Origin of the sequence: Bradyrhizobium sp. CCGB12 (assembly GCF_024199845.1) — a bacterium.
GTDB lineage: Bacteria > Pseudomonadota > Alphaproteobacteria > Rhizobiales > Xanthobacteraceae > Bradyrhizobium.
Genome location: NZ_JANADO010000001.1, coordinates 1563606 through 1577472, shown reverse-complemented (window position 1 = coordinate 1577472; position 13867 = coordinate 1563606). Strand labels below are relative to the sequence as shown.

General features: G+C 64.2%; 14 protein-coding genes. 6 read left to right on the top strand and 8 right to left on the bottom strand.

The features are described from left to right. Nucleotides 1-11 precede the first annotated feature (11 nt). Entirely contained in the window at nucleotides 12-1079 is a 1068-nt protein-coding gene (locus NLM27_RS07330) for a low specificity L-threonine aldolase (RefSeq protein WP_254148772.1), read from the top strand. Here the strand turns inward: NLM27_RS07330 and NLM27_RS07325 are convergent, their stop codons facing one another. From NLM27_RS07325 to grxD, 4 genes are read right to left on the bottom strand one after another with little or no spacing between them, the layout of a single operon-like run. Next, on the bottom strand, nucleotides 1080-2342 hold the full coding sequence (locus tag NLM27_RS07325) for a serine hydrolase (protein ID WP_254142711.1): 1263 nt from the start codon (nucleotides 2340-2342) through the stop codon (nucleotides 1080-1082). 1 nt (nucleotide 2343) lies between these two features. Continuing rightward, nucleotides 2344-3630 (bottom strand): serine hydrolase, encoded by a 1287-nt coding sequence (locus NLM27_RS07320; RefSeq protein WP_254142710.1) that lies wholly within the window; start codon nucleotides 3628-3630, stop codon nucleotides 2344-2346. Between the two features lie 46 nt (nucleotides 3631-3676). Continuing rightward, nucleotides 3677-4228 carry an O-acetyl-ADP-ribose deacetylase gene (locus NLM27_RS07315; RefSeq protein WP_254142709.1) on the bottom strand — a complete coding sequence of 184 codons (552 nt, stop codon included), beginning with the start codon at nucleotides 4226-4228 and terminating at the stop codon, nucleotides 3677-3679. A gap of 3 nt (nucleotides 4229-4231) precedes the next feature. Continuing rightward, nucleotides 4232-4558, bottom strand: a complete 327-nt coding sequence (grxD, locus tag NLM27_RS07310; RefSeq protein ID WP_014494143.1) for a Grx4 family monothiol glutaredoxin — start codon at nucleotides 4556-4558, stop codon at nucleotides 4232-4234. Between the two features lie 240 nt (nucleotides 4559-4798). On the opposite strand from grxD, the gene egtB reads away from it, so the two are divergent. Together egtB and egtD are read left to right on the top strand one after the other, a co-directional pair. After that, nucleotides 4799-6097, top strand: coding sequence for an ergothioneine biosynthesis protein EgtB (gene egtB, locus NLM27_RS07305; RefSeq protein WP_254142708.1), 1299 nt, complete (start codon nucleotides 4799-4801; stop codon nucleotides 6095-6097). Between the two features lie 48 nt (nucleotides 6098-6145). Further along, nucleotides 6146-7117: an L-histidine N(alpha)-methyltransferase gene (gene egtD, locus NLM27_RS07300; RefSeq protein WP_254142707.1), complete on the top strand. Its 972-nt coding sequence runs from the start codon at nucleotides 6146-6148 to the stop codon at nucleotides 7115-7117. Nucleotides 7118-7129: 12 nt separating this feature from the next. On the opposite strand, the gene NLM27_RS07295 is transcribed toward egtD, so the two are convergent. After that, on the bottom strand, nucleotides 7130-8323 hold the full coding sequence (locus NLM27_RS07295; protein ID WP_254148771.1) for a low temperature requirement protein A: 1194 nt from the start codon (nucleotides 8321-8323) through the stop codon (nucleotides 7130-7132). A 23-nt stretch (nucleotides 8324-8346) separates the two neighbouring features. After that, entirely contained in the window at nucleotides 8347-8583 is a 237-nt protein-coding gene (locus NLM27_RS07290) for a BolA family protein (protein WP_011088461.1), read from the bottom strand. 184 nt (nucleotides 8584-8767) lie between these two features. Between NLM27_RS07290 and NLM27_RS07285 the strand changes: the two genes are divergently transcribed. Then, nucleotides 8768-9127, top strand: coding sequence for a DUF427 domain-containing protein (locus NLM27_RS07285; RefSeq protein WP_254142706.1), 360 nt, complete (start codon nucleotides 8768-8770; stop codon nucleotides 9125-9127). 121 nt (nucleotides 9128-9248) lie between these two features. On the opposite strand, the gene NLM27_RS07280 is transcribed toward NLM27_RS07285, so the two are convergent. Then, a complete protein-coding gene (locus NLM27_RS07280) occupies nucleotides 9249-9422 on the bottom strand; it encodes a DUF1328 domain-containing protein (RefSeq protein WP_254142705.1) in 174 nt (57 codons plus the stop codon). Nucleotides 9423-9596: 174 nt separating this feature from the next. Between NLM27_RS07280 and NLM27_RS07275 the strand changes: the two genes are divergently transcribed. Then, complete coding sequence (locus NLM27_RS07275) at nucleotides 9597-10787, top strand: acyltransferase (protein WP_254142704.1); 1191 nt, start codon at nucleotides 9597-9599, stop codon at nucleotides 10785-10787. A 155-nt stretch (nucleotides 10788-10942) separates the two neighbouring features. On the opposite strand, the gene purL is transcribed toward NLM27_RS07275, so the two are convergent. Further along, nucleotides 10943-13153 (bottom strand): phosphoribosylformylglycinamidine synthase subunit PurL, encoded by a 2211-nt coding sequence (gene purL, locus NLM27_RS07270; RefSeq protein ID WP_254142703.1) that lies wholly within the window; start codon nucleotides 13151-13153, stop codon nucleotides 10943-10945. 184 nt (nucleotides 13154-13337) lie between these two features. Here purL and NLM27_RS07265 point away from each other — a divergent pair, with 184 nt between their 5' ends. Further along, a complete protein-coding gene (locus NLM27_RS07265; RefSeq protein WP_254142702.1) occupies nucleotides 13338-13817 on the top strand; it encodes a PaaI family thioesterase in 480 nt (159 codons plus the stop codon). Nucleotides 13818-13867 lie beyond the last annotated feature (50 nt).

The following is a 13867-nucleotide window of genomic DNA, read 5'->3' as shown; positions in this document are numbered from 1 at the left end:
CGAGACCAGCCATGCTCTACACCCCTTCCCCCATCGATCCCAAGGCGCCACCGGTGCGCATCAACCTGCTCTCGGACACGCAGACCAAGCCGACGGCTGCGATGCGCGAGGCGATGGCGCGGGCCGAGGTCGGCGACGAGCAGGTCGGCGACGATCCGACCGTGAATGCGCTGTGCGAGCGCGTAGCCGATCTGCTTGGCAAGGAAGCCGCGGTGTTCATGCCTTCCGGCACGATGTGCAACGTCACCGCGACACTGGTGCATTGCCGTCCCGGCGATGAGATCCTCGCGCATGAGACCGCGCACATCATCGCCCGCGAAGGCGGCGCGCATGCCGCGATCGGGGGCTTCCAGGTCACGCAGCTCAAGGGCCCGGACGGCCAGTTCACGCCGGAGACGTTCCGGAAAGCCCTGCACCCACGCACCCGCTATCAGCCGCCGCAGACCGTCGTCAGCGTCGAGCAGACCGCCAATATTGGCGGCGGCACGATCTGGAAGAAGGCAGCACTCGACGAGATCGTCGCGATCGCGAAGCAGCACGGCCTCATCACCCACATGGACGGCGCGCGCCTGCTCAACGCCACCGTGGCGAGCGGCATCTCGCCGCGCGACATGACCGCGGGATGGGATTCGGCCTGGATCGACTTCTCCAAGGGCCTTGGTGCGCCGATCGGCGGCGTGCTTGCAGGTTCGCGCGCCTTCATCGACGCGGTCTGGCAGTGGAAGCAGCGCCTGGGCGGCTCGATGCGCCAGGCCGGTGTTTGCGCGGCCGCCTGCATCTACGCGCTCGACCATCACGTCGAGCGCCTCGCCGACGACCACGCCAATGCGCGCGCGCTCGCCCGCGGGCTGTCGCAGATCGCAGGCATCGAGGTGCAGGAGCCCGAGACCAATCTCGTGTTCTTCAAGCCTGATGGCGCCGGCATTGCCGGCGACAAGATGGTCGCAGCACTGCGCCAGCGCGGCGTGACGCTCGCGATGATGGACGGCCGCATCCGTGCCTGCACCCATCTCGACGTCAATGCGAGCCAGGTCGAGGAAACGATCGGATACGTGCGCGAGATCGTGCGCGGGGCGTAGCTAGCGCCCCATCGCCTGGTAGATCAGCGTCTTCAGCGCGAGCTGGATCCGGCCGCGCTGCGACGGGGTCTGCACCATGAAGATCCCGAACAGATCGTCCTCGGGATCGATGAAGAAGAACGTGCCGCCGACACCGTCCCAGCGATATTCGCCTGTTGGCCACGACGTGTCCGCCGGCGCGGAGGTCCGCACGGCAAAGCCGAGGCCGAAGCCGGAATTGGCGCCGGGATAATAGTTCTGGTCGCGCGCGATCTTCGTCTCGGGCCCGACGTGATCGGACGCCATCAGCGCGATGGTCTCTGGCTTGAGATAGCGGCGGCCCTCATAGGTGCCGCCGTTGAGCAGCATCTGTGAGAACCGCGCATAGTCGCCGATCGTGCCGACCAGGCCGCCGCCGCCCGATTCCCACCTCAGCGGTTTCCGGGGATCGCGGACCTGCGTCATCGGACTGATGGTGCGATCCTGCGGCATCGGCTCGGCGATGCGCGACCACTTGGCGGGATCGGCAACATAGAACGCGGTTTCCGTCATCCCGAGCGGATCAAGCAGCCGCTCCTTTGCGAACTGGAGCAGCGATTTCCCCGATATCACCTCGATGATGCGGCCGAGCACGTCTGTGGAGAGGCCGTAATCCCAGATCGTGCCGGGCTGCTCGGCGAGCGGCAGCGTGGTGATCTTCGCGACGAGCTCGGCATTGGTCGAATCCTTGTTGTCGAACAGGCCGGCGTCGGCATAGAGCTTGTTCACCAAGTCCCCGCCATAATAGCCATAGGGTAGCCCGGCGGTGTGGCGCAGCAGGTCCTTGATCGTGACGGGACGATTCTGCGCTTCCAGCGCCAGCGCGACCTTGCCGTCCTCGGCCTTCGTTTCGACGCCAACCTTCATCCCGGCGAAGGCCGGAATGTATTTCGCGACGGGATCATCGAGCGAAAGCTTGCCCTCCTCGACCAGCATCATCGCCACGACTGAGGTGATCGGTTTCGACATCGAATAGAGGCGGAAGATCGTGTCCGCGCTCATCGAAAGCCCGGTCGCGACATCGCGGACGCCGAAATTCTCGCAATAGACGGGCTTGCCGTGTTGCTGGAGTAGCAGGATGGCGCCGGGGATCTTTCCGGTCGCGATCTCGTTCCGGATGTAGTCGGAGACCTTCGCCAGGCCTTCAGGCGAGAATTTGCCCGCAGCGCGCTCGGACCCCGCACGCACACTGACCACGCCAAAGAGAAGAACGAGCGCCGCGATCAGCGCGCGGCGCCCGCGCATGTCATTTCTCCATGGCTTCATAGACCAACTGCTTCAATGTCCGCTGCACGCGCTGGCGCTCGGTCGGGGTCTGCTCCAGCAGGACAAAGAACATGTCCTGCTTGGGGTCGATCACGAAATAGCAGCCGGAGGCACCGTCCCACTTCAATTCACCGAGATCGCCGGGCGGCGGCGGCTTGGCATTGCCGGGATCGGTGCGGACGGCAAAGCCGAGGCCGAAGCCAAAACCGTCGCCGGGAAAGTAGAAAACGTCGCGATCGACGCCGGAGCCTGGTCCGACCTGATCGGTCACCATCAGCTTGAATGTCTCTGGCTTGAGGATGGTCTTGCCGTCGAGGCTGCCGCCGTTGACCAGCATCTGCGCGAAGCGCTCATAGTCGGCCATGGTCGTGATCATGCCGCCGCTGGCGAACTGGATCTTCTTCACGACGGTTGGATCGTTGATCCGGCCGACCCGGAAATCGCTGTCATTCGGCAGTGGCTGCGCCAGAAGCTTTTGCTTCTCGGGGTCGGTGACGAGGAAGCCGGTGTCGACCATGCCGAGCGGGCCGAGCAGCTTCTCCCGCTCGATGTCGAGCAGCGGCTTGCCCGCCGCGACTTCCATCACGCGCGCCAGGATGTCGGTGGAATGGCCGTATTGCCACAGCGCGCCCGGCTGGTTGTGCAGCGGCAGCTTGGCGATCCGCTCGGCGAATTCGGCGAGGTCGAAATCGCCGGCATAGATGTTGGCGTCGCGATAGGCCTTGCGGACCAGGCTGTCGCCATAGAAGCCATAGGTGACGCCGGAGGTGTGGCGCATCAGGTCAAGCACGGTCATCGGCCGGTTGGGCGGCACCAGCTCGAGCGACTTGGTACCGTCCTCGGCTTTCTTCTCGACGCCCACCTTCACATTGGCGAAGGACGGGATGTATTTCGAGACGGGATCGTCGAGCTTGATCTTGCCTTCCTCGATCAACTGCATCGCGACCACCGACGTGATCGCCTTGGACATCGAGAACAGGCGGAAGATGGTCTTGTCGGTGATCGGCGCCTTGCTGACCACGTCCTGCACGCCGAAGGCTTCGTGATAGACCGGTTTGCCGTGCTGCTGGATCAGCACGGTCGCGCCGGCGATCTTGCCGGTGGCGACCTCGTTCTTGAAGAACTCGCTGATCTTCGCAAGCTTGTCCTGATTGAAATGCGCACCAGCCGGAATCTCGTAGGTGCCCTCCGCCCGCGCGAACGACATCGCGCCGAGCGACACCAGCACGCCGCAGACCAGCGCACGCAGTCTAGATTGTGAAATCATATCCCCTCCCCGGAACATGGTCTGACCGAGTGTACCGAGCGTGGCATCAGACACAAGGGCTGCCGCGTCGCGCCAGCGCCTCGGCGTGAAGCTTGGCGCTCGGCTCGGCGAAGCAGCAGAATACCACCCGAGCAACGGAGGGAGTGGCAGAAAGGCCTTCGATGACCGTGCGCACGGCGATATCGGCCGCCCGGTCGGCAGGAAAGCGGAAAATGCCGGTCGAAATCGCAGGAAATGCCACCGAAGTCAGCTTGTGCGTCCCGCATAGCTCCATCGAGCGGCGATAGCAGGAGGCGAGCAGATCGTCCTCGCCGAGCGCGCCGCCATTCCAGACCGGCCCGACGGTGTGGATCACATGCGCGGCCTTGAGCCGATAACCCTTGGTGATCTTGGCGTCGCCGGTCTTGCAGCCGTGGAGCATGCGGCATTCGGCGACGAGTTCGGGCCCGGCCGCCCGATGGATCGCCCCGTCCACGCCGCCCCCGCCAAGGAGCGACGTGTTGGCGGCGTTGACGATCGCGTCAACGCCGAGCGTGGTGATGTCGGCAACGATGACCTCGAGCTCGGCGCCGCCGATCCGGCGCGTCGGCTGGGTCACGGATCAAGCCGCGACGGCGACGCCCTTCTCGGAGAAGAGCTGCTGCAATTCGCCGGCCTGGAACATCTCGCGGACGATGTCGCAGCCGCCGACGAACTCGCCCTTCACATAGAGCTGCGGGATGGTCGGCCAGTTCGAGTATTCCTTGATACCGTTGCGCAGCTCGGCGGATTCGAGGACGTTGAGGCCCTTATAGCCAACGCCGATGTGGTCGAGGATCTGGACGACCTGGCCGGAGAAACCGCACTGCGGAAATTGCGGCGTGCCCTTCATGAACAGAACCACGTCGTTCGACTTCACTTCGTTGGCGATGAATTCCTCGATGCTCATTTCCATGTCCTTCCGGGGCGGAGCCCTCAACGAACGCTTCGGGCCGGTTCAGCCGATCTAACCCGATCTCTGCCTATATATGTAGCCCAAACCGTTGTGCATCCAAAGTAAAATGGCGGCGACAAGGCCCCCGATGGCCGGGCCGGAGCCCGCCAGATCCATAGTCTGATGACATTAATATCATCGTCGGAGAGGACTTTTATCCCGTAACGGAGGCCCTATTTAGGACGAACCCTGGTTTTGGAACCGGGCAACGCCAACAACGTTCTCTTGTCCTGTCTGGAGAAAAACGTGACGAAACAAGCCTCAGCTACGGCCGCCACCCAGCTTTCGTCACCGTCCTCCGATCAGGGCGACCTCGCCCGGCGGCTGGAAGACGCGTTTTGCATCGTCCGCAACGAGACCGAGCGCCGGGCGGCGCCACTGTCGCCGGAGGACCAGCAGATCCAGTCGATGCCCGATGCGAGCCCCGCGAAATGGCATCGGGCGCATACCACCTGGTTCTGGGAGCAATTCCTGCTCGGCGAGCACGCTCCTGGTTACCGCCCCTTCCACCCTGATTTCGCGTTCCTGTTCAATTCCTATTACGTCAGCGCCGGCCCGCGTCACGCCAGGCATCGCCGCGGCGACCTTACCCGTCCCAGCGCCGATCAGGTCGGCGCCTATCGCCGATATGTCGATGCGGCCGTCGTCAAATTCTTCCACGAGGCCGGCGAGGCCAAGCTGCGCGAGATCGCGCCGCTGGTCGAGGTCGGACTGAACCACGAGCAGCAGCATCAGGAATTGATGTTCACCGACATCCTGCACGCCTTCGCGCAAAACCCGATCCCGCCGGCCTACGATCCGGACTGGCGTTTCCCGGCCTCGACGCGGGCCGGTGAGGACTGGCTGGCGCTGAACGAGGGCATCCACACCGTCGGCCATGTCGACGACAGCTTCCATTTCGACAACGAGAAGCCGGCACATCGCGCGCTGGTCGGCCCTGTCAAGGTCGCCCGCAATCTCGTCACCAATGGCGAATGGCTCGCCTTCATGCGCGACGGCGGCTATCGGACCGCAACGCTGTGGCTGATGGACGGCTTTGCCACCGTCGGCAACGAGGGCTGGGATGCCCCGGGCCATTGGCGCGAGGTCGATGGCGCGTGGCAGGTGATGACGCTGGCGGGCCTCAAGCCTGTCGATCCGAACGCGCCGGTCTGCCACGTCAGCTATTACGAGGCGGATGCGTTTGCGCGCTGGGCCGGAAAACACCTGCCGACCGAGATGGAATGGGAGGTCGCAGCGCGGGCGGGCGCGTTCAACGATGCCTTCGGCATCGTCTGGCAGTGGACCCGTTCCTCATACTCACCCTACCCGGGCTATCGTGCCATCGAAGGCGCGCTCGGCGAATACAACGGCAAGTTCATGATCAACCAGCTGGTTTTGCGCGGCTCCTCGCTTGCAACCCCGGAGGGGCACAGCCGTATCACCTATCGCAATTTCTTCTATCCGCACCACCGCTGGCAGTTCACGGGGCTGCGGCTCGCCGACTACGACTAAATTATCCGACGACAACCGCGCGCCGGACAGCGCGTTCAGGAGAGTATCATGAATGTGCACGCCAGCGCTTTGGCCGAAGCCCATCTCCCCGACGAGCAGACCACGGCCTTCGCCCGCGAGGCCATCGGGGACCTCTCGCAGCAGCCGAAGAAGCTGTCGCCGAAATATTTCTACGATGCGACCGGCTCGGAGCTGTTCGAGGCGATCACGCGCCTGCCGGAATATTATCCCACGCGGACCGAGCTTGCGATCCTGAAGGAGCGCGGCAGCGAGATCGCAAGGATCATCCCGGAGCATGCGGCCCTCGTCGAGTTCGGCGCCGGCGCAACCACCAAGGTCCGCCTGCTGCTGGGCCACTGCAAGTTCGCGGCCTATGTCCCCGTCGACATCTCCGGCGACTTCCTGAAGGCGCAGGCGAACGGTCTGAAGCGGGACTTTCCGACGCTTGGCATCTATCCGGTGGCCGCCGACTTCACCACGCCGTTCGAGCTGCCCAAGCAGGTCGCATCCATGCCCAAGGTCGGCTTCTTCCCGGGCTCGACCATCGGCAATTTCGAACCGCAAGAGGCCCAGGCGTTCCTGAGGAGCGCCCGCAACATTCTCGGCAAGGGCGCGCAGATGATCATCGGCGCCGATCTCGAGAAGGACGAGCGGGTCCTCCACGACGCCTACAATGACGCCGCCGGCGTCACCGCGCGCTTCAATCTCAATGTGCTGGTGCGGATCAACCGCGAGCTCGGCGGTAATTTCGACCTGTCCGCCTTCACCCATCGCGCGATCTACAATCGCGAGCGGCACCGCATCGAGATGCACCTGATCAGCAGGAAAAGCCAGACCGTGCGCCTGCTCGGTACCAGCTTCTCGTTCCGCCCGGGCGAGAGCATCCACACCGAGAACAGCTACAAATACAGCCTCGAGCGTTTTGCGGCCCTGGCGCAGGGCGCCGGCTGGCGCGTACGGGAGAGCTGGACGGACGCAGCGAAGATGTTCTCGGTGCACGCGCTGGAGGTTGCGGGGTAAATGCTGCGGGGTTCAATGCCCCTCCGCTTCCTCCAGCGTCGCCCCGAGCGACACCGACTCCCACACCGCCACGATGATCATGATCACCGTGGTGGCGACCGACAGCCAGAGCGGCGACAGCTCCGAGGCGAACCAGCTCAGCGCCAGCAGCAGGATGATGCCGATGCCGTGCGAGAGCTGGAGGAAGCCGCGGATCGCGTGCTTGAACAGGATGGTGCCGACCAGAAACACCAGGGGCCCACCGATCGTGCTCACGATGGTCCTGAGATCGGAATGGCCGGCCGGATGCTTCAGCACCAGTTCGTCCGAAACCGCAGTCAGGATGATGCCGGCGACGATCGGCGTGTGCAGATAGGTGTAGGCGAGCCGTGCCAGCCGGCCGGATTCGGCGGACCTCGAGATGCGCTCAGAGCCGGCCTCCGCGCCTCTATGGAAATAGATCCACCACATCGCGATGGCGCCGACCAGCGCCGAGACGAAGGCGAGGATGTTGTCCGCGGTCCACTCCAGTTCGGTGAAGGTCGCGCCGTTGACGACGATGGCCTCGCCGAGCGCGATGATGACGAACAGAGAGCAGCGCTCGGCCATGTGCTCGCCTTGGACGGCCCAGGCCTCGACCGACGAGAAGCCCAGCTTCGGGACCCAGAACCGTGCCGCTGGCGAGATGTATTCCCAGGTCACCGCCGATATCCACAGCCATAGCCGCGTATCTCCCTCGGACAAGCCGCCCGCGATCCACAACACCGCGGAGATCGAGAGCCAGGTCAGGATGCGGATCGCATTCTGCCGCACCGCGGTCCGGTGGTGCGGGGTCGCGAGCAGCCAGAACGCGGTACGTCCGACCTGCATGGTCGCGTAGGCAATCGCAAACCACAGGCCCCGCCCCTCGAAGGCGGTCGGGATCGTCGTCGACAGCACGAGGCCGCCCAGCATCATCGCAAAAAGCAGGATGCGGACCGGCGTCAGCTCGGGATTGAGCCAGTTGGTGACCCAGGCGGTGAAGACCCACACCCACCACACCGCGAGAAACAGCACCGCGACGTGCACCGCGCCGAGCGGCGTGAAGTGGTGCAGCAAGGTATGCGACACCTGCGTGACGGCGAAGACGAAGACGAGGTCGAAGAACAGCTCGGCGTTGGTGACACGGCTATGCTGGTTCGGACCGATGACGCGAAACATCGCGCCGCGCGTGTTGTCCGCAGCCATCATCGTCCCTCGCCGCGCTTAGATCAGGTGCCGGGTACCCCGGTTTGCAACGCCAGCGCATGCAGCACGCCGCCCATCTGGCCGCGCAGGGACTGGTAGACGATCTGGTGCTGCTGGACGCGGGATTTGCCGCGGAAGGATTCGGAGATCACGGTCGCGGCATAATGGTCGCCATCGCCGGCGAGGTCTCTGATGGTCACCTCGGCATCGGGGATTGCTGCCTTGATCATCGCCTCGATATCGTGGGCGTCCATGGGCATTCGGGTCTAGCTCCTTCTGGTCTCAAGCGTTCGAATCGTTGCCGGGGTCCCCTCGCCGGCAAGGCCAAACTTAGCGTGAACGGTCTTCTGCGTCACGCTTTCCGGCACTATATCCGTGATCCCATCAGGATAAAGGCACGACAAAGTGCCGCGCGCGGCAGATTAATCGAAAAGGCGTGACATCATGAAGCTTCCAGGGCCCGACCACCCCATCACCATCACCCAAAACCCCCGGCGCGTCCGCGTCACGGCCGGCGACATCGTGATCGCCGAGACCGGCAAGGCGCTGACCTTGAAGGAGGCCAGATATCCGGCGGTGCAATATGTGCCGCGGGAGGACACCAACATGGCCCTGCTCGAGCGTACCGACCGCGTCACGCACTGCCCGTACAAGGGGGACGCGCGCTATTACAGCGTCAAGGCCGACGGCAAGACGCTGGACAACGCAATCTGGACCTATGAGACGCCCTTCCCTGCGATGACCGAGATCACCGGCCATCTCGCCTTCTATCCGGACAAGGTGAAGATCGAGGAAGTGGAGTAAGCCGCACCGGGTCTGCCGTCATGGCCGGGCCTCGTCCCGGCCATCCACGTTTTTGGATAGTCCCGGATACCGAGGACGCGGATGCCCGGGGCGTGACAATTGAGAAGGCTGACGCTTCCCGCTACGCCCGGAAGATCGTGAGCCCTAGTATCAGCAGCACCAGGAAGATCACGATGAAGACGTAGAACAGGAAGCGGGCGATATCGGCGGAGGCGGCCGAAACGCCGGTGAAGCCGAGCACGCCGGCAACGATCGAGATCAGGAGGAAGATCAGCGCCCATTTCAGGATCGTCATTGCCAGCTCCGAATTGATGCCGCCCGGCGCGGCCTCAAACCCTTGTTCGCGAACGCTAACTTCGCTGGGCGGAACTGGTTCCTAGGAACGTTCGGGGCTGAAGGGCAGCTTAAACTGCACTTGCTGAATCCGATTCGCGGCGCCACAGTCCGACCGGGAAAGCGCGGGGCAACCATGATGACGACGTCACATTCGGCGACGATCGGCGCGGAGGCACACGCCGCCCCCGTCGCCAAGACGCGTAATCTGTCGCTCGACCGCGCCCGCACCTTCCTGACGCTGGTGGTGCTGCTGCATCATGCGGTGATCCCCTATACTTATTTCGGTCATACCGATCCGACGTCCTTCTTCGGCTTCGACATGATCGTGCTCGCCACCGACAGTTTCTTCATGGCGATGTTCTTCTTCCTGTCGGGACTGTTCGCCTGGTCTGGTATCGCCCGGAAGGGAGCGCTGAACTATTTGCAGGATCGCCTGTTTCGGCTCGCGCTGCCATTCGTGATCTGCGCCTTCACGGTCATTCCGCTCGCCTATTACGCCATCTCACTGCGGCACCACCCCGAGATCGGCTTTTCGGAATACTATTGGAATATGATCACGAAGGGCCCGTGGCCGAGCGGGCCGATCTGGTTTCTCTGGGTCTTGTTCGGCTTCGACCTGGTTGCCTGCCTGCTGTACCGGCTGTCGCCCAATCTGCTCGATCCGATCAATCGCCTCTCGCTGCACGGCCGCCGCCGGCCCGCGGTGTTCTTCGCGGTCATGCTTGCCGTCACCGCTGCGTTCTACGTTCCCGGGCTGGTTCACTACGGGCACAGCAGCTGGTTCGAGTTCGGGCCGTTCTCGGTCCAGCGGGGGCGCGTGATGCTCTACGCGACCTACTTCTTTTTCGGTGCCGGCATCGGCGTTGCGCAAATGGATCGCGGGCTGCTCGCCGCAGACGGCCGCATGGCAAAGGTCAGCTGGGACTGGATGGTGCTGGCGATCGTTCCGTATTGCCTCTTGTGGGTGCTGATTTACATCAAGCGCGAAATACTGGGCAACCCGTCGCCGTTGCCCGACTGGTATGAAGCGCTCTATGCCATCTGCTTCACTGTCTTCAGCGTGGCCATCATGTTTCTGATCCTGGCCTTTTTCCAGAGGTTCAGGCAATCAGGCTCAGCCAGGCTGCTCGATCCAATGCAGAGCGACGCATACGGCATGTTCCTGGTGCACTATCCGATCGCACTGTGGCTGCAATACTGGCTGTTCGACTATGACCTGTCGGCGATCGTCAAGGTCACGATCGGGTTTGTACTGACAGTCGCGGCGAGCTGGGCGCTGACGCGAGCGTTGCGGCAGATCCCGGGCGCGACGAAGGTGCTTTGAGGAGGCGGCACCGACGTCCTATCGTCATTGCGAGCCAACGGGTCCGCGCGAAGCGCGGCCCGATGACAGGCTCCGCGAAGTAATCCAGAGTCCCTCCGCGGAGACAGTCTGGATTGCTTCGCTGCGCTCACAATGACGGAGCTTGCGGCGGCGCCTTACGCCGCCTTCCCGCCCATGTATTCCGGCAGCCAGCGCTCGAACGATTTCCGCAACGTGTCGATCGCAACCGGCGCCTCGCCCGCGATGGCGATCGCATCGCCCCCCGTGGTGCCGATCCGCACGCAGGGCACCTCGCAGCCGCGCATCTTGGCGAGCACGCGGCCGGCTTCCGTTTCCGGCACGGTGACGAGATAGCGCGCCTGATCCTCGCCGAACCAATAGGCCTGCGGCACCAGCGCGGTCGGCGCTGCCAGCAATCTTGCGCCGATGCCGCTCGCCATCGCCATCTCGGCAAGCGCGATCAGGAGGCCGCCATCGGAGAGGTCGTGCACGGCGGTCGCCGTGCCCGCATGGATCATGCCGCGCACGCAATCGCCGTTGCGCTTCTCGGCGGCGAGATCGACCGGCGGCGGCGCGCCTTCCTCGCGACCGCAGACGTCGCGCAGGTAGACGGACTGGCCGAGCCAGCCATGGGTCTCGCCGATCAAGAGGATCGCCTCGCCCTCGGCCTTGAAGGCGAGCGAAGCGGACTTGGTGAAATCGTCGAGCAGGCCGACGCCGCCGATCGAGGGCGTCGGGAGGATCGCGCGGCCGTTGGTCTCGTTGTAGAGCGACACGTTGCCGGAGACGACCGGGAAGTCGAGCGTGCGGCAGGCGTCCGAGATGCCCTTCAGGCAGCCGACGAACTGGCCCATGATCTCGGGCCGCTCAGGATTGCCGAAATTGAGATTGTCGGTGATCGCGAGCGGCTTGCCGCCGACGGCCGTGATGTTGCGCCAGGCTTCCGCCACCGCCTGCTTGCCGCCCTCGAACGGGTCGGCCTCGCAATAGCGCGGCGTGACGTCGACAGTCAGCGCCAGGCCCTTCGGCCCGTCCTGCACGCGCACGACGGCGGCATCGCCGCCGGGACGCTGCATGGTGTTGCCGAGGATGACGTGGTCGTACTGCTCCCAGACCCAGCGCTTGCTGCACATGTCGGGCGTGCCGATCAGCTTCTCCAGCGCGACACCAAGTGCCATCGGCGCCGGGACGTCGCGGGCGTGCACGATCGGCAGCGCGGCGGAGGGGACATGCGGCCGGTCATAGACCGGCGCCTCGTCGCCGAGCTCCTTGATCGGCAGGTCGGCCATGACGTCGCCGCCGTGCTTGACCACGAAGCGCTTGCTCGGCGTGGTGTAGCCGACCACGGCGAAGTCGAGCCCCCACTTCCTGAAGATGGCCTCGGCTTCCTCTTCCTTCTCGGGCTTGAGCACCATGAGCATGCGCTCCTGGCTCTCCGAGAGCATCATCTCGTAGGCGCTCATGCCGGTCTCGCGGGTCGGCACCGCGTCGAGATCGAGGTCGACGCCGAGGTCGCCCTTGGCGCCCATCTCGACCGCCGAGCAGGTCAGGCCCGCCGCGCCCATGTCCTGGATCGCGATGACGCAGCCCTTCTCCATGATCTCGAGGCAGGCTTCCAGCAGCAGTTTTTCGGCGAAGGGATCGCCGACCTGCACGGTCGGGCGCTTCTCCTCGGACTTGTCGTCGAATTCCGCCGAGGCCATCGAGGCGCCGTGGATGCCGTCGCGCCCCGTTTTGGAGCCCAGATAGACGATCGGCATGTTCACGCCGGAGGCGGCCGCATAGAAGATCTTGTCGGCATCGGCGAGGCCCACGGCCATCGCGTTGACGAGGATGTTGCCGTCATAGCGGGTGTGGAAGCGCACCTGGCCGCCCACCGTCGGCACGCCGAAGGAATTGCCATAGCCGCCGACGCCAGCCACCACGCCGGAAACGAGATGCCGCGTCTTGGCATGCTCGGGTGCGCCGAAGCTTAGCGCATTGAGGCAGGCGATCGGCCGCGCGCCCATCGTGAACACATCGCGCAAAATGCCGCCGACGCCGGTGGTCGCGCCCTGATAAGGCTCGATATAGCTCGGGTGATTGTGGCTCTCCATCTTGAACACCACGGCCTGGCCGTCGCCGATGTCGATCACGCCGGCGTTCTCGCCGGGCCCCTGGATCACCCAAGGCGCCTTGGTCGGCAGGCCGCGCAGATGGATGCGCGACGACTTGTACGAGCAGTGCTCGTTCCACATCGCCGAGAAGATGCCGAGTTCGGTAAAGCTCGGCTCCCGCCCGATCAGCTTGAGGATGCGCTCATATTCGTCGGGCTTGAGCCCGTGGGCGGCAACCAGTTCGGGGGTGATCTTGGGTTCATTCTTCATGGATTCGGGGCTTTCGGCAGCGGTTGGCCGTTCTTAGGAACATCGGGCGGCTTGGAAAAGCCCTTTATGGCGCATTTTCCCGCTGTCCCACGTTTTGCGCCGGGGGCCCCGCGGGAACAGGAATTGCACCGGGCGAACGGATCGGATTTAAGGGCTAAAGACCCGCAATTGAAGGCCCATTTCCTTGCACGAATTGACCAAGGCGCCCCCGCCCCGCCGCCCTGACCTCCACGTCGCCACCGAAGGCGAATTCAAGGGCTGGCGGACCTGGATTCGGGACAGTTTTGAGTCCCATGTCGGCCCCTTCTGGCACCGGGTCGAGGAGGACGGCAGCGTCCGCTCCGCCTTCCGGGTCGAGAAGAAGCACCTCAACGGCTCCGGCAACGTCCATGGCGGCTGCTACATGGCCTTTGCTGACTACTCCCTGTTTGCGATCGCCACCCACGAGCTGGATGGCCCGGCGGTGACTACCAATTTCGCCTGCGATTTCCTCGACGCCGCCCGCGAGGGCGAGTTGGTCGAATGCGTCGGTGAAGTGTCCCGTGCCGGCGGCTCGCTGATCTTCCTGCGCGGCAAGCTGACCTCGGCCGGGCGGCCGCTGTTCACTTTCTCCGGGACGATCAAGCGGGTGAAGCGGAAGCCGGCACCGCAAGCAAACGCATAGCTCGACACCTTCCCTTTTGGCGCCCCCTCGCCCAGACTTATCGAACGCGC